The 15,572-nt window shown below is 59.4% G+C and carries 14 protein-coding genes; 6 read left to right on the top strand and 8 right to left on the bottom strand.

Annotation, left to right across the window (positions count from 1 at the left end; all coding sequences use genetic code 11):
• Positions 1–15 precede the first annotated feature (15 nt).
• The 3 genes from NW807_RS03955 to kaiC are packed head-to-tail and all read left to right on the top strand — an operon-like array spanning position 16 to position 2,812.
• Positions 16–903 (top strand): circadian clock protein KaiA, encoded by an 888-nt coding sequence (locus NW807_RS03955; RefSeq protein ID WP_414395091.1) that lies wholly within the window; start codon positions 16–18, stop codon positions 901–903.
• Between the two features lie 2 nt (positions 904–905).
• Positions 906–1,208, top strand: coding sequence for a circadian clock protein KaiB (kaiB, locus tag NW807_RS03950; RefSeq protein WP_414395092.1), 303 nt, complete (start codon positions 906–908; stop codon positions 1,206–1,208).
• 14 nt (positions 1,209–1,222) lie between these two features.
• Positions 1,223–2,812, top strand: a complete 1,590-nt coding sequence (kaiC, locus tag NW807_RS03945) for a circadian clock protein KaiC (RefSeq protein WP_414425338.1) — start codon at positions 1,223–1,225, stop codon at positions 2,810–2,812.
• Between the two features lie 23 nt (positions 2,813–2,835).
• On the opposite strand, the gene glmS is transcribed toward kaiC, so the two are convergent.
• The 8 genes from glmS to rplI form a co-directional block, all read right to left on the bottom strand.
• Complete coding sequence (gene glmS, locus NW807_RS03940; protein WP_414425337.1) at positions 2,836–4,683, bottom strand: glutamine--fructose-6-phosphate transaminase (isomerizing); 1,848 nt, start codon at positions 4,681–4,683, stop codon at positions 2,836–2,838.
• A 73-nt stretch (positions 4,684–4,756) separates the two neighbouring features.
• Positions 4,757–5,983 (bottom strand): MlaD family protein, encoded by a 1,227-nt coding sequence (locus NW807_RS03935; RefSeq protein WP_414425413.1) that lies wholly within the window; start codon positions 5,981–5,983, stop codon positions 4,757–4,759.
• Entirely contained in the window at positions 5,983–6,720 is a 738-nt protein-coding gene (locus NW807_RS03930) for an ABC transporter ATP-binding protein (RefSeq protein ID WP_414425336.1), read from the bottom strand. The genes NW807_RS03935 and NW807_RS03930 overlap by 1 nt, the downstream gene beginning before the upstream one ends.
• A gap of 256 nt (positions 6,721–6,976) precedes the next feature.
• Entirely contained in the window at positions 6,977–7,789 is an 813-nt protein-coding gene (locus NW807_RS03925; protein WP_414425335.1) for a TerC family protein, read from the bottom strand.
• 242 nt (positions 7,790–8,031) lie between these two features.
• Positions 8,032–8,838, bottom strand: coding sequence for a nickel pincer cofactor biosynthesis protein LarB (gene larB / locus NW807_RS03920; protein ID WP_414395101.1), 807 nt, complete (start codon positions 8,836–8,838; stop codon positions 8,032–8,034).
• A 23-nt stretch (positions 8,839–8,861) separates the two neighbouring features.
• Positions 8,862–9,755 (bottom strand): universal stress protein, encoded by an 894-nt coding sequence (locus tag NW807_RS03915; protein WP_414404744.1) that lies wholly within the window; start codon positions 9,753–9,755, stop codon positions 8,862–8,864.
• A gap of 128 nt (positions 9,756–9,883) precedes the next feature.
• Positions 9,884–11,641 carry a replicative DNA helicase gene (dnaB, locus tag NW807_RS03910; protein WP_414425412.1) on the bottom strand — a complete coding sequence of 586 codons (1,758 nt, stop codon included), beginning with the start codon at positions 11,639–11,641 and terminating at the stop codon, positions 9,884–9,886.
• A gap of 128 nt (positions 11,642–11,769) precedes the next feature.
• Positions 11,770–12,231 carry a 50S ribosomal protein L9 gene (gene rplI / locus NW807_RS03905; protein WP_011430393.1) on the bottom strand — a complete coding sequence of 154 codons (462 nt, stop codon included), beginning with the start codon at positions 12,229–12,231 and terminating at the stop codon, positions 11,770–11,772.
• A 359-nt stretch (positions 12,232–12,590) separates the two neighbouring features.
• Here rplI and pstS point away from each other — a divergent pair, with 359 nt between their 5' ends.
• The 3 genes from pstS to pstA are packed head-to-tail and all read left to right on the top strand — an operon-like array spanning position 12,591 to position 15,569.
• Positions 12,591–13,670 carry a phosphate ABC transporter substrate-binding protein PstS gene (pstS, locus tag NW807_RS03900; RefSeq protein ID WP_414425334.1) on the top strand — a complete coding sequence of 360 codons (1,080 nt, stop codon included), beginning with the start codon at positions 12,591–12,593 and terminating at the stop codon, positions 13,668–13,670.
• A gap of 24 nt (positions 13,671–13,694) precedes the next feature.
• On the top strand, positions 13,695–14,663 hold the full coding sequence (pstC, locus tag NW807_RS03895) for a phosphate ABC transporter permease subunit PstC (RefSeq protein ID WP_414425333.1): 969 nt from the start codon (positions 13,695–13,697) through the stop codon (positions 14,661–14,663).
• 6 nt (positions 14,664–14,669) lie between these two features.
• Positions 14,670–15,569, top strand: a complete 900-nt coding sequence (gene pstA, locus NW807_RS03890) for a phosphate ABC transporter permease PstA (protein WP_414425332.1) — start codon at positions 14,670–14,672, stop codon at positions 15,567–15,569.
• Positions 15,570–15,572: the final 3 nt, after the last annotated feature.

Below are 15,572 nucleotides of genomic sequence, written 5' to 3'. Positions count from 1 at the left end.
CTGGCGCTAGAGGTTTTGCTGCCGCCAGACCGTTTTGTCACTGAGGTTTTCCAGGATCCCCAGACTCTCCTGGAAGCCCTGCAACAGGAAGAAAGCCATCCAGACTGCCTGGTGCTCTTGGTAGCCTTGGAGCGGCTACCCACGCTGGAGGCGCTAGGCCAACAGCTCTGCAAGCAGGGGCTGCTGTTGCCAGCCGTGGTGGCTATGGTTGCAGAGGCGGCAGAGCTCCAACCAGAAAAGGCTGCCAGCCCCCCCGCTGAGCCTCCCCTTTCTCCAGAGGCCAGAGCTTTGCTGAAGCGAGAGCAATTTTTCTACCACAACGCTACCCTGGTTCGCCTTGTCTCGCCCCAAGAGCTGCTTTGCCCCCCGACCCCGACTTCCCCTTCCACCTTGGAGCTGCTTGTTAGTCGGGCCATTGCCTTCTTTCTCCAGGTTTCTCCCATCTGCAGCTTGCCCCCAGCCCTCCCCCACCCCGAGGACAGTTACCGGCAACAGCAGCGGCTGGCAGAAAAGCTGCGGGAGCGGCTGGGCTATGCCGGGGTGTACTACCATCGGGATCCAGCCCTGTTTTATCGCCACCTGCCCCCCGAGGAGCAACAGGCCCTCATGCGGCGGCTGCGCAATCTTTACCAGGCCATTGTCTTGGACTATTTCCAGTCTCCTGAGACGGTCAATGCCCGCATTGACGAGCTGGTGGCGCTTGCCTTTTTTGCCGACATCAGTGCTGCCCAACTCTTGGAGCTGCACATGAACCTGATGGAGGATTTTGCCAAACAACTGAAGCTGGAGGGTCGCAGCGAAGAGATCCTGCTGGATTACCGCCTCACCCTCATCGACGTGATGGCTCACCTCAGTGAAATGTACCGCCGCTCCCTTCCCCAACCTGCTCCAAGAGATCCCTAGCCATGTCCAGTCGCAAAGCCTATGTCCTCAAGCTCTATGTGGCGGGCAATACGCCCAGTTCTCTGCGCGCCCTCAACACCTTGCAAGAGATCCTGGAAAAGGAGTTCGGCGGCGTCTACAGCCTGAAGGTAATCGATGTCTTGAAGAGCCCGCAACTGGCAGAGGAGGATAAGATCTTGGCGACACCAACCCTGACCAAAGTTTTGCCGCCGCCGGTACGGAAGATCATTGGCGACTTGTCCAACCGCGAGAAGGTGCTCATCGGCCTAGATCTACTCTGCAAAGAAGCGGACGAAGAGGATTAAGAGGAGAGAGTAGGATGAGCCAGCCATTGGAACCTTCTGGGCCGGAAAACCTGCGGGAGAATGCTGCCGAGGAGATCCTTAGCCGCCGCAACGGCAGCCCAGAGCTGCGCGGGATCCCCAAGAAGCAAACGGGCATCGAAGGTTTTGAAGACATCAGCCACGGCGGCCTGCCCCTGGGGCGCGCCACCCTGGTCAGCGGCACCTCGGGTACGGGCAAGACCCTGTTTGCCTTGCAATTTATCTACAACGGCATCGTCAAGTACCAAGAGCCGGGAATCTTCGTTACCTTTGAGGAAACCCCTGCCGACATTATCCGCAACGCCTCCAGCTTTGGCTGGGATCTGCAGGCCCTCATCGACAAAGGTCAGCTCTTTATCTTGGATGCTTCTCCAGACCCGGAGGGCTACGAGGTCAGCGGCAACTTCGATTTGTCTGGCCTCATCGAACGCATCCAGTACGCCATTCGCAAATACAAGGCCAAGCGGGTTGCCATCGACTCGGTGACCGCCATCTTTCAGCAGTACGACCCTGCCGGCGTGGTGCGGCGGGAGCTCTTCCGCTTGACGGCCCGCCTCAAGCAGGCCAACGTCACCACCGTCATGACCACGGAGCGCACGGACGAGTACGGCCCGATTGCTCGCTACGGGGTGGAGGAATTTGTCTCCGACAACGTGGTAATCCTGCGCAACATCCTGGAAGGAGAGAAACGGCGGCGCACCATCGAGATCTTGAAGCTGCGCGGCACCACCCACATGAAGGGCGAATATCCCTTTACCATCACCAACGAGGGGATCAGCATCTTCCCCTTGGGGGCGATGCAACTTACTCAGCGCTCCTCCAATGTGCGCATCTCTTCTGGAATTGAGAAGCTGGACGAAATGTGTGGCGGTGGCTTCTTCAAGGACTCAATTATCCTGGCCACCGGCGCCACGGGAACTGGCAAGACTTCGCTAGTGAGCAAGTTCCTCGAGCGGGGCTGCCTGAATGGGGAGCGCTGCCTTCTCTTTGCCTATGAAGAGTCGCGGGCGCAGCTTGCCCGCAATGCCTCTTCCTGGGGCATCGACCTAGAGGGGTTTGAACGGCAGGGCCTCCTCAAGATCATCTGCGCCTACCCCGAGTCTGCTGGTCTGGAAGACCATCTGCAGCGGATCAAAGCGGAGATGATGGCCTTCAAACCTTCCCGCATGGCCATTGACTCCCTCTCGGCGCTGGCGCGGGGCGTAAGCCAAGATGCTTTTCGGCAGTTTGTTATTGGTGTAACTAGCCTAGCCAAGCAGGAGGAGATCACTGGCTTTTTCACCAACACTACTGACCAATTCATGGGATCCCACTCCATCACTGAGTCCCACATCTCCACCATTACCGACACAATTATTCTGCTGCAGTACGTGGAGATTCGGGGCGAGATGGCGCGGGCCCTCAACGTCTTTAAGATGCGGGGATCTTGGCACGATAAGGGCATCCGCGAGTACGTCATCTCCAACTCGGGCATTGAAATTCGCGATTCCTTCCGCGGCTACGAGCGGATTATCAGCGGATCCCCGACCCGAATCAGTGTGGACGAGAGAAGTGAGCTTTCCCGAATTGTGCAAAACCTAGATTAGGTGAAAGGTTCACCAAGCGCTGCTCATTCAACCGTAACCGACTTGGCCAAGTTACGCGGCTGATCCACGTCGGCTCCCCGGCGGAGGGCCATGGCATAGGCAAACAACTGCAAGGGGATGACGTTCAAAACCGCTGACAGCAGAGGAGTGGTGCTGGGCACCTCGATGACGTGGTCGGCTTTCTCCCGCACCTGGGTATCTTCCGGGTTAATTAGAGCAATGACCCGCCCGCCCCGCGCCCGCACCTGCTCGATGTTGGAGAGCATTTTTTCGTAGACAGGATCGCGGGTGGCAATGCACACCACTGGCATGCGCTCGTCGATGAGAGCAATGGGGCCGTGCTTCATCTCCCCTGCTGGGTAGCCCTCGGCATGGATGTAGCTCACTTCTTTCATCTTTAGCGCCCCCTCTAGAGCAATGGGGGCATTGACCCAGCGGCCCAGGTAGAGCATGTCGGTGACATGGTGGTACTGTTCCGCCAGGTGGTCGTAGAGGGCGGCGTCTTTTAACAAGAGGCTGATCTTGGCTGGCAGCTCGATCAAAGCTTGCAGGTGGGAGCGGATCTGGGCTGGGCTGAGGATCCCTTTGGCCTGGGCCAGTTGCAGGGCCAGCAGGTACCCTGCCACCAACATGCCGGTAAAGACCTTGGTGGAAGCCACGGCGATCTCCGGCCCGGCGTGGATGTAGATAACCCCCGCATCCGCCAGGCGGGTGGCCTGGGATCCGATGGCGTTGACGATGGCTAGGGTGGGGATCCCTTGGCTACGGGCCTCGCTCATGGCTGCCAGCGTATCCACCGTCTCCCCGGATTGAGTAAGAGCCAAAAGCAGGCTGTGGGGGCGCAGCACCGGCTGGCGGTAGCGAAACTCGGAAGCGTAGTCCACCTGCACCGGGGTGCGGGCCAGGCTCTCAATGAAGTACTTGAGCACCAGGCAGGCGTGCCAGGCAGTGCCGCAGGCCACAGCGTGGATCTGCTCCACCTGAGCCAGTTGCGCTTCTGCCAGGGCCAGCCCCTCCAGGTTCACCCGGCCTGCTTCCAGATCCACCCGCCCCCGCAGCGTCTCGGTGATGGTGCGCGGCTGCTCGTGGATCTCTTTTTGCATGAAGTGCTTGTAGCCGCCCTTGGCCGCCGAGACCGGATCCCAGGCCACTGTAAGGGGGGTTTTGCGCAGCTCCTCGCCGGTAATGCGCTGATAGCGCACGCTGGAGTCGGTGAGGATGGCCATCTCTCCATCTTCCAGGAACACCACCCTGCGGGTGTGGCGGATGATGGCGGGCAGATCCGAGGCCACAAAATTTTCCCCTTCCCCCTCCCCAATCACCACAGCCCCGGCATTGCCCAGGCGGGCGGCAATCAGCCGATCCGGCGCCTCCCGATCCAAAGCCACCACGGCATTTCCCCCCCGCAGCCGTTCCATCACTTTGCCAAAGGCCACCTCAAAGGATCCCAGCTCCTCGACGTAGAGACCGAGCAGTTGGGCAATGACTTCGGTATCGGTTTGGGAGCGAAAGGTAACCCCTCGCCGCAGCAGCTCTTCCTTTAGCTCCAGGTAGTTCTCCACAATGCCGTTTTGAATAACCACGACGCGCCCCTGGACGTCGCAGTGGGGGTGGGCATTTTCTTCGCTAATGCCGCCGTGAGTGGCCCAGCGGGTATGCCCAATCCCCACCCTGGCTGTGGGCATGTTTGTAGTGAGTTTCACCACCAGGTTGTGCAGCTTGCCGGTGGCCCGCACGATCCTCAAGCCTTCTTCTGGATCCACGGTGGCAATGCCTGCGGAGTCATAGCCGCGATACTCCAAGGTGCGTAGGCCCTCCACCAGAATGGGGGCAGCCCACTGAAAGCCCACATAGCCGACAATGCCACACATTCCTCACACCTCAACCCTGGTCGACGGCGCGGCGTCCTATACCCGCAAAGCCTACCCCAGCTTCGGGATCCCTTCAATGGCTTTTGCCGCTGCTAGGGGAGCGGATCTCGGCAGGGATCTTGGCTTCCTCTTGGGGAACCGGCTGCTGCCCCATAGGGGCGAGGGTAAAAGAAACGGGCGCGACTTGGACGGCAGCGGGCTGAATCCCGTTGTCGGAAGGGGCGCTGGAAACCAAGTTGCTCAGCCCCAACACCAGCTCTCGCAGGGCGCGGCGAAACTGGGGATCCCCGGTAAGCTCGTCGATGTCAGCCGTGATCTTTTGCACGTTCTGAAAGGAGATGCGGGCGGAGTCCAGGGTTTGGCGCAAGGTTGCTAGGGTGCCCGGGTCGCTTAGGGCAGCCGCAAGCTGCCGCAGATCCTCAGTGGCCTTGGCCGCGTTCTCCGCCGTTACTCGTGCCCCTACTAGGATCTGGCGCACCTCCTCCTGCAGTTGCGGATCGGTAAGCAGCGGGCGAACCGCGCTCGACATCGCCTCCAGATTGGCGCTCACCTGCTGGATATTCTCTAGGGCGGCCTGGAGCGAGGCGCGATTTTCTAGAAGCAGGGCTGTGAACTGGTCGGCAGCCTCCTGGAGACTTGCGGCAGTTTGGCTCACTGCTCTAGCCGCCTTGGTAAATTCCAACAAGTCCAGATCTTCCGTGCGCAGGGCTGCCACCCGCTCTTCCAGGGTTTCCGAGAGGTTGGCCACGCTGTCGGCAACGCGGGTGATCCCTTCTAGGGTGGCGTTAAGGGTGCCAAAAACCTCATCATCGTCAACCCGGGCAAGCAACCGCTCTAGGGGAATCAGCAACTGGCCAAAATCCACCCCCGGTGTGCCCTCCACCACATCGCCATCGCAGATGATTTGGCTGCGGTCGCAATCGGCAGCTAGGGGGGATCCCACTGCCCCCTCGACACTCCCCCTAGGCAAGATGTCCACCACCGTCTCCCCCACCAACCCTGTTTGCTTGGTAATAAACAGAGCATCGCGAGGGATGATCAAGGGCTGGTCGATGGCCACCTGGACCTCCACCTGAGCTGCCTGAGGCACGATGCGCTCCACCCGGCCCACAGCTACCCCCCGCAGCCGCACGCTAGAGCCCTCCGCCAGGCCGGCCACGCCGGGATAGGTAACGGTAAACCGAAAGCCGCGGCTGCCAAAGCGCAGGTTGTAGATCCACAGAAACAGCCCGGCAAAGATCAGCGCCCCCGCCAAGATCAACAGGCCCACTGCCCCTTCTCGGATGGCTCGCGAACGCATCACACCTGCCCTGCCACTTGAATTGGCCCTTCTACACTACCGCTGAAGAATTGCCGCACAAAGGGGTTGTCGCTCGTCTCAATCTCTTGCACGGATCCCTCCCACTGCACTCGCCCCTGGGCCAAGAGCACAACGCGGTCGGTGGCACGGTAGATGGTGCTGTGCTGGTGGGTTACGACGATGTAGCTCTCGCAAGCTTTTTTCACCTGTTGCAGATCCCGGATGAGGTCTTCGATTACGGTGGAAGCAATGGGATCCAGGCCCGCTGTGGGCTCGTCGTAAAGTAGCAGTTGCGGCTCGTCTTGGGGCAGCGACGGATCCTCCATGATGGCGCGGGCAAAGCTAGCCCGTTTGCGCATCCCCCCAGAGAGCTCTTCCGGCAGGCTGTTCTCCTTACCCGCCAGCCCCACCGCCTCCAGCTTGGCCGCCACCAGTTCCCGAATGCGGGCTCGCGGCAGCCGCGAGTGCTCGTAGAGCAAAAACCCGACGTTTTCCTCCACCGTTAGGGAGTCGAACAGGGCCGCTTGCTGAAATACCATGCCCAGCCGCAAAGGAGGAGTGCAGTGGCCGGCCTGAATCTCTGGCAAAGGAATACCGCACCAGAGCACTTCGCCAGCGTCGGGCTCCGTTAGGCCCGCGATGATGCGCAACAGGGTCGACTTGCCAGTGCCGGAAGGCCCCACCAGTCCTAGGGCATCGCCCCGGTACACTTTGAGGTCAATCCGATCCAGCACCACCGTAGCCCCAAAGCGCTTAGAGACCTGCCGCAGCTCTACCAGAGGGATCGGCTCGTCTACCTTGGCTGGAGAGTGCCCACCCCCTACCCCTGCTGGGGGCTTCTGGTGGTTGTCCTTGCTTGTGGCAATGGCTTGCTGGCAGCACTTTGTCCACCACTTCCGGCAAAACTGCGGAATCAGGGTACGTTCCTCCGGTGGCTTGCCTCCACTGCTAGTCTACAAGGCCCTTCCCCTGCCCGGACAACCTGCTGGCGATTTAGTCCAGCTGTAGCTCGGCGGCAGACTCCACTTCAGCAAGAGCGGCTAAGCCGGCAGGGACCTCCTCTGTTAAACGGGGCAGAGCCGAATCTGGCTGGGCCACGGCTGGGGGAGAAGGACTGCGGCGCTGGGAGAAGCCCCAGACAAACACAGGGAACACAGCCACCACCATTCCCCAGTCCGGGATCTCGATCTGGGGGAAGAACACCTCCAGCAGCATGAGGCTTCCCACTAGGGCGATGATGGCAAAGGCAGCATCTTCCAGGCGGGAAAACTCATCCAGCCAGCGCAAGAACAAAGAGGCCATGTAGCGCATCAGGGTAATGCCGAGGATGCCGCCAAGGATGATCACCCACGCCTTGCGGGAGACGGCCACGGAAGCAGCAATGCTGTCGAAGGAAAACACAAGGTCGGTGAGCTCCACCATGACCAGCGTTTGCCAAAAATTGGCCTGGCGAGTGATGTCCTGCGCTGGGCCTTCCTCTTCCCCGCGAAAATGTTGCCAGGCCAGCCAGAGCAGGTAGCAGGCCCCCAAGAATCGCGCGGGCGGGTACTCGACCAACCACACCGCTGCAAACACGATGGCAATACGAAAGCCATAGGCGCTGACAATGCCCCAGCGCAAAGCCCGGTTCTGCTGCTGGGGGGTGGGCAAATGCTTGACCAAAGCAGCCAAGGCGACAGCGTTATCGGCAGAGAGGGCCGCCTCCAAAAACACCAGAGCCACCACCAAAAAGAGATCCGCCCAACTAAAGGACTGAATTATCCCTTGAACAAGAGCCACAGCAGTGTCTATTGCCTTGATTGACATAGCAGCGAGCTTCCTGTGCTCCGGTCAAAGAGTCGTTCGTCCCGTGCAGCCAACCCCAGACGGCTATCCTACGTCCATAACCCCCCTTTCGGAAGATTTTTGTGGTCGTTGAGGAAGCGCCCCAAGAAGGGTAGCTGGAGAAAGGCTCGACCCCTCAGCTTCCTCCCAGCGGAGAAATTCAAAGCTCCAGCATAGCTATGGCCCGAGTATAGCTTGTCCAGCTCAGGATCGTTTTACATTTCTTAACCTTCCCTATCTCCAGGGGTTGCAGGCGAAGGCAATCGCGTCGCTAGCCGCTGTCCACAGCGCAGGATCTGGCCTGCCAAAATGGCCGCCCCAAAGCCGTTGTCGATGTTCACCACTCCCACTCCCGCCGCACAGGAGTTGAGCATGGTCAGTAGGGCAGCCAAGCCCTGGAAGCTGGCCCCGTAGCCAACGCTGGTGGGCACAGCGATTACCGGACAGTCTGCCAGGCCCGCCACCACGCTGGCCAAGGCTCCCTCCATGCCTGCCACTACAATGAGCACATCGGCTTCCAGAGCGGCGCGGTGGTGCAGCAGGCGGTGGATCCCGGCCACTCCCACATCCCAGAGGCGGTTGACCTGAAACCCGGAGAGCTCGGCGGTGAGAGCGGCCTCTTCAGCCACCGGCACGTCGGCAGTGCCAGCGGAGATCACGCTAATCTGGCCGGGATAGCTATGCACCTTTTGGGGAGGGATCCAGCACAAGCGCGCTACAGGAGAATACTGGGCCTGGGGCAAGCGGCAGCGAACTTGGGCATAGACCGAGGGATCGACGCGGGTGGCCAAAGCTAGGGATCCCTGGCGGTGCAGCCGCTCCAGAATCTGGGCAATCTGCTCGGGAGTTTTGCCCGGCCCCCACACGGCTTCGGGAAAGCCGGTGCGCAGAAGGCGATGGTGATCCACACGGGCGAAGTCTCCTACCGCCTCAAAAGGCAGGAAGCGACAGGCTTGCAGGGCCTGCTCGGGAGAGAGCTTCCCCTGAGCCACCGCCTGGAACAGTTCCTTCAAGGTTTGGTCAAGCGGCATAGAAGGGGGGTTGGGCAGCTCTACTACGCTAAGGAACCGCGCGGGAAAAACAACACTGGATGCCAACTTTGCCGTAGAATCTCGCCGGTGAGGCTACGGATTGACCACTCCCAAAAGGTTCCCACCCGTGGGGAGGCGGTGGCAATGGCGGTCATGTCCTCCTCAGCAGCGGTGGCTAGGATTTCCTGAAGCGGGGATCCCACCCGCACCAAGGCCCGCAACTGCACCGGTTTTACCTGCTCGACCAGCGGTTCGACTAACCGGGCCAAGTCGGCCTCGGCCCTGCGCTTGAGCTCTTCTGCCGGCGATCCCTGGTTGCGGCGGGCGCTGGGATCCACCACATAGAGCAGCGTAATGGCCTGACACTGGGAAGTTCCTGGCAGCAGTTGGCCAAGACGGCTGAGGAGCTGCCGGCGGGGCTCCTCAAAGTCAAAAGGCACTAGGAGGGAGCGAAATAGGTGGCGGCTGCGCAGGCGCAATTCTTCCAGAGTAAAGGCGGCGATGAGTTGCGGACGCATCACCATTACCGGGATGGTCAGCTTCGGCAGCAGCTCCAAGGTGGTGCTTCCAAACAGTTTTTCGGTGAGCAGATTGTGGATCCCCATGCCTGTGATTAGCAAGTCGGAGCTGCAGGTTTGGATCCCTCTTAAAATCAGATCCACCGCCTTGCCCGCCTGCACCAAGACTTCGACTTCTAGCCCTGCAGGAACGGCGCTCAACACCTCTTGTAAGCGAGCCTGTTGCGCCTGCACTTTGGGGGTGAGGTCTTCGGGAAGGCCAATGTCGTCGTCCTGCCGAGCAACGCTATGCACAAAAGCAACGCGCTCAATCCCATTCAGGTAAAGCTCTTCTAGGCATTTGCCAAAACGCTGCAGTCCATCGCGGCAATCGGTGGCGATCAACAGGCTTTTGAACATATGGCTTTAGGCAGAGGGAGGTAGCCAGCAACAGCGACCTGCCCTAGGGGGGCAATCTCAGGCTAACACCTCGCACCCCGGACCTGTCCTTGAAAGGAGTCCCGATCTACTTCTGCTGCCGCTTTCGCTCACCGATAGGGATCCGCCAAGTTGCGAAACTGGGTGTACTGGCTTTCAAACAAAAGGCGCACCGTGCCCGTGGGGCCGTTGCGGTGTTTGGCAACAATTACCTCCGCAATTCCGCGCTCGCTGGTGTTGGGATCGTAGTACTCGGGCCGGTAGATCATCATCACCACGTCGGCATCCTGCTCGATGCTGTTGTGCACCAGCAGGCCGTTGGCCACAAAGTTGTGGTGGCGGGGCATCTCGATGTCGTAAACCGGTTGCGGCTCCCCCGGCTCGCTAATGAAGACGACGGGATCCCAGATCAACCCCTCCTGCACCACCACCGCCACCTCCTCCTCCAGTTGCAGCTCGTCGAGGGTTTTCCAGCCGTCCCGAGTTAGGAAAGGGTGGTTGCCAGTGGCACGAATGGAAAAGTTGAGGCGGGTTTTTAGAAGACATGTGGGCTGCCGCCCACTGCAAAATACCCTCACTGGCTGTTGGGGCACCAGCCGCCCGCGCCCATTGAGGCTAAGCAGGCGCGGCAGTTCTGCTGAAGGCGGCAGGGCTGCCAATTGCTCCAGCCGCCAGATCTTGCCGCGATCCACGTCCCTCACGCGGGTATCGCCGGCTAGACAACCCGACTCCCGCAAATCTGCCAGTTGCGGACGCTTGTCTGAGCGCGACTCCACTGCCCGGCTGAGCTGAGATAGCACCAGCACCGGCACCATCAGCTCTTTGGCTAGCGCCTTGAGGCCGCGGGTAATGCGCGACAATTCCTGCACCCGGTTGTCGGACTCAGATCCCTGGATTAGCTGCAAGTAGTCGATCAACACCAACCCCAACGTCCCTCCTTGCTCCACCTGCAGACGCCGCGCCTTAGAGCGAATTTCTGTAACCGTGCAGTTGGGCGTGTCGTCGATAAACAAAGGCAGTTGCGACAAAAAGCCAATCGCCTGCCCCAGGCGTTGCCACTCATTCTCGCTGATGCGCCCGGATCGCAGACGGCTACTATCAATGCGCGCCTCGCTGGCCAAGAGCCGCTGCACCAGTTGCTCCCGCGACATCTCCAGGCTGAAGATGGCCACCGGTTGCTTGACGTAGGCAGCCACATTTTGGGCAATGTTAAGAGCCAGGCTGGTCTTTCCCATCGAGGGACGGCCGGCTAGGATGACCAAATCCGACCGCTGCAAGCCCTGGGTCAGGTTGTCGAGGTCAATGAATTTGGTCGGGATCCCAGGGATCTGAGCCCCGCTCTGGAACCTCTCCTCCAACTCTGAAAAGATGTTTACCAAAACTTCCGAGGCTGGAACAAGGCTGCGCTGCACCCGTTCCTGGGTGAGGCTGAACACCTCTTGCTCGGCTCGATCCAGGAGCTGAGGGAGAGGCTGGCTAGTGTCGTAGGCCAGACGCGCCAAGGTGTTGCTGACTTGAATCAGCCGGCGGCGCATGTATTTGTCCACCACCAGACGGGCATACTGGTCAATGTTGACACTGCTAACCGTCTGCTCCACTAGGCGGCGAATTGCCGCCGTTCCTCCCACCCGCTCCAAGAGCTGGTGATCTGCCAACCAGGCAGAAACAGTGGTCAGGTCAGTGGGCTGGCCCTGGCTGTACAACTGCAGAGCAGCCCGGTAGATCTCCTGGTGGGCGGAGAGGTAGAACATCTCAGGCCGCAAGAGCTCCGCCACCCGCGCCATCGCCTCAGGGTCAAGGAGGATGCCGCCCAAGATCTCCTCCTCAGCTTCTATGTTCTGAGGCGGAAGCCGATCCCCACCGGTCAGGTCGTAATCGCTAATCACCACCAGCCAGGGTAGAAAAACCAAGCTCTCCCCCGCTCTCCGACTGCTAGGCTGCACACCCTAGCGCAGCGGGCCAAGTGGGCATAGCCGTCTGAACCAGAACCTCTTTTCTACTCAGGCGTGACCTGAATGCGCAGCGTAGCGGTAACCTCGGGGTGTAACTTCACCTGCACCAGGTAAACCCCAGTTTTCTTGATCTCCTCATCGAGTAGGACATTGCGGCGGTCGATATCGAGGCCACTGGTAGCCAGCACCACCTCGGCAATATCGCTGGCAGTTACCTGTCCAAAGAGCAGGTCTTTTTCGCCCACCTTCTTGCGGATGACAAAACGGCCAATCGTCTCCAAAGCCTTCTTGTAGTTTTCCGCCTGTTGCTTCTCAGCCAGCTTGCGGGCTGCTTCCTGCTCCCGCCGCATCTGCTGCTCCTTGAGAAGTCCAGGCGTAAGCCGCACCGCCATCTGCCGCGGGAAAAGGTAGTTGCGGGCATAGCCCGGCCTGACACTCACCACCTCTCCCGGCTTGCCGAGCCCAGGAACCGCCTGGCGCAGCATCACCTGCACATCTTTTGCCATAGGAGGAAGGCACCCACTCTCTTGACAGCCTTCTATTCTAGCCATTCCCCCGACCAATGTCAGCCCAGCCCCAGCCTCCCCCTGGGGTCTCTACCCTGATTAAGCCCGACAGTCGCGACCTCGGCTGCTGGGCCTAGAAATAACCTAAAAATAACCTGAATTTAACCTCTTGTTAACCAAAAAAGGGTTGACCTTACGTTACACTTAGCGACCGATTAGCGACTGAGTTGCAAGGGCTGGGGTCTCAACGAGATCCTGTGCTCTCTTCGGCCCGGTGGACTGAACTCTTGGATTTAGGTTTCACAGTTGCAGCTTTTTGACCTGGGCTAGGACACGCTCTTCAGTGGAGAGATCTCTGTATGTTGATGTCGCATTCCTTGGGTCGTCGTTCTTTCCTTAAGTCCTTGTCGGCAGTTGCTGCTGGTTTTGCGGCAAGTCAGGCCGGCTGGCAGCGAGTGTTTGCCCAGCAGAAGACGATAACCATCAACGGCGCTGGAGCTACCTTCCCGGCCCCCCTCTACCAAACGTGGGCCCAAGAATTTGGCAAGAAAAACCCCAACATCCAAGTCAACTACCAATCGGTGGGGAGCGGCGCTGGCCGTCAGCAATTTGTGGCCCGCACTGTCGACTTCGGCGCCACTGATAGCGTGCCGCGTCCTGAGGAGATTAGCAAGATTGAGGGTGAAGCCAACCCTCCCAAGGGCATGGTGGCCGTGCCTATGGTGGGCGGGGCGTTGGTGGCAGCCTATAACGTCCCCGGCGTAGGTCCTGAACTTCGCCTCTCTCGCCTGGCGCTGGCCAATATCTTCCTGGGCAAGATCAAGAAATGGAACGATCCGCTGCTGGCTGGCCTTAACCCAGGCGTGACTCTCCCAGATCTGCCGATTACTGTTGTGCACCGCTCTGATGGCAGTGGCACCACCGACATCTTTACCACCCACCTCAGCGCCATTAGCCCCGAATGGCGGCAAAAAGTGGGCCGTGGCACTTCCGTGAACTGGCCAACTGGCGTGGGAGCTCGCGGTAACGAAGGCGTTTCTGAACAAATCAAGCAGATTCCTGGCTCAATCGGCTATGTGGAGTACGGCTTTGCTAAGCTCAACAACCTAAATTTCGCTCGCCTGGAAAACCGGGCAGGCAAGTTCGTCGTCCCCAAAGTTGAGACGGAGCAGGCAGCGCTGGCGAGAATCAAGCTCGACGAGCGGCTGCTGGGGGTTGACCCAGATCCCGAAGGGGAAGACTCCTACCCCATTGTGGGCTACACGTGGATCTTGGCTTACCAAGTCTACCCCAACGCTGAAACCTCCAAGGCTGTCAAAGAGTTTCTTCGCTACGGCCTCACCGAAGGGCAATCCTTTGCGGAGCCGCTGGGCTATGTGCCTTTGCCGGAGGAAACGCGGAAGAAAGCTCTGGCTGCCCTGGAAAAAATCACTCCGTAGAGGTTTGTACCCCCTACCCAGCAGATGACCACTACCTTTTCGGAGAGCAGTTCTCTATTTCGGCCCCGGCCCGTCTTCCAGCGCCGGCGCGACTGGCTATTTATTTGGGCAACGCGGATCGCCGTCTTTTTCTCGGCTTTCCTACTGTTGTGGATTGCCCTGGAGATTGGGATTCAGGCGCTACCTGCCATTCGGAAGTTCGGGCTGGGCTTTTTCTGGGGCACCACCTGGGATCCTGTTGTGGACATTTACAGTGCTTGGCCCCAGATCTACGGCACGCTGGTAACTTCTCTGATTGCTCTGATCGTGGGCGTTCCCTTAAGCTTTGGCATCTCCATCTTTTTGAGCGAGGACTTTTTGCCCAAGCCTTTGCGCACAGCCTTGATCATCGTGGTGGAGCTGCTGGCAGCCATTCCCAGTGTGGTCTACGGCATTTGGGGGTTGTTTATCTTCATCCCCTTCTTCCGCCCTATACAGATGTTTTTGTTCCAGCACTTCAACTGGCTGCCCATTTTCAGCACACCACCAGTAGGGCCTGGGATGCTGACATCGGGGGTTGTCTTGGGGATCATGATCATCCCCATCATTACTGCCATCGCCAGGGAAGTGCTGGTGTCCGTTCCGCCAGAGTTGCGGGCGGCTGCCTATGCGATGGGAGCCACTCGCTGGGAAGCCATCTTTGGTGTCGTGCTGCCGGCAGCAATTGGCGGCCTCCTGGGAGCGGTGGTTTTGGGTTTGGGACGCGCCCTAGGGGAGACGATGGCAGTAGCGATGCTGATTGGGAATGCCCGCGGCATTAGCATCTCGCTTCTGGCTCCTGCCAGCAGCATCCCAGCCCTATTGGCCAACGAGTTTGCGGAAGCGGGCCCCGAGCAGGTTGCAGCACTTATGTATTTGGCCTTGATTCTGTTAGCCATCACTCTGGTGGTTAACATTGCGGCGGAGCTGATGATACGCCGTGTCAAGTTTGCGCTAACAGCTTCGTGGGAGTAGAGGAACATGACGGCGCAAGTGCAGGCGGTAGAGCAAGGCAATTGGTTTAAGCGCAGAGCGAAGCCCTGGCAGCGCATCTTCTTGGATGTAGGAATGACAGCGCTGACAGCTATCTCCAGCATCTTCGCCATTTTTGTGCTGGCTCTCATCCTCTACTACGTTTTCACCAGGGGCATCGAGCGCCTGAACTGGCAGACGCTGACCCAGCTTCCCCCTCCTCCAGGCGATCAGGTGGGCGGATTTGGCAATGCGGTGCTGGGGACGATTATTGTGGTGTCGATTGCTATCTCCATCACATTCCCCATTGGTCTATTCGCAGCCATCTATCTCTCGGAGTTTGGCAAAAACAGCCCCGCGGCCTCCTTTCTGCGCTTCATTATCAAGGTGTTGACGGGGGTTCCCTCCATCATTGCCGGGGTGTTTGCCTATGGGGTGCTGGTGCTTTCCACCAAAACTTTCTCGGCCCTTGCCGGCGGGATGGCTCTATCGGTGCTGACCCTGCCTATCATCATTTTGTCCTGTGAAGAGGCGCTGCGCCTGGTGCCGGCCGATACGCGGGCTGCTGCCTATGCGTTGGGGGCTTCGCGAGTGCAGACGGTGTTTCGCGTGGTGTTGCCAGCGGCTCTGCCGGTGATCCTGACGGGGGTGACGTTGGCCATTGCCCGCGCTGCAGGTGAGACGGCGCCCCTGATCTTCACGGCTTTGTTTAGCTTTCTCTGGCCCAGCGGTTTGTTGAAGCCAGTGGCCTCGCTGGCTGTGTTGATCTACAACTTTGCCCTTGTCCCCTTTGAAAACCAGCAGAAGCTTGCCTGGGGAGGGGCTTTGGTTCTGGTGATTTTGGTCCTGATTACCACTGTCAGTTTCCGGCTCCTTGTGAGTCGTCGCCAAGAAGCCATCACTATCTAAGCC

Source organism: Synechococcus sp. R70.1 (assembly GCF_047461675.1).
In the GTDB taxonomy this organism is placed as follows: Bacteria; Cyanobacteriota; Cyanobacteriia; order Thermostichales; family Thermostichaceae; genus Thermostichus.
Note: the sequence above shows the minus strand (reverse complement) of the source record. Positions and strands in the feature narration are given on the sequence as shown.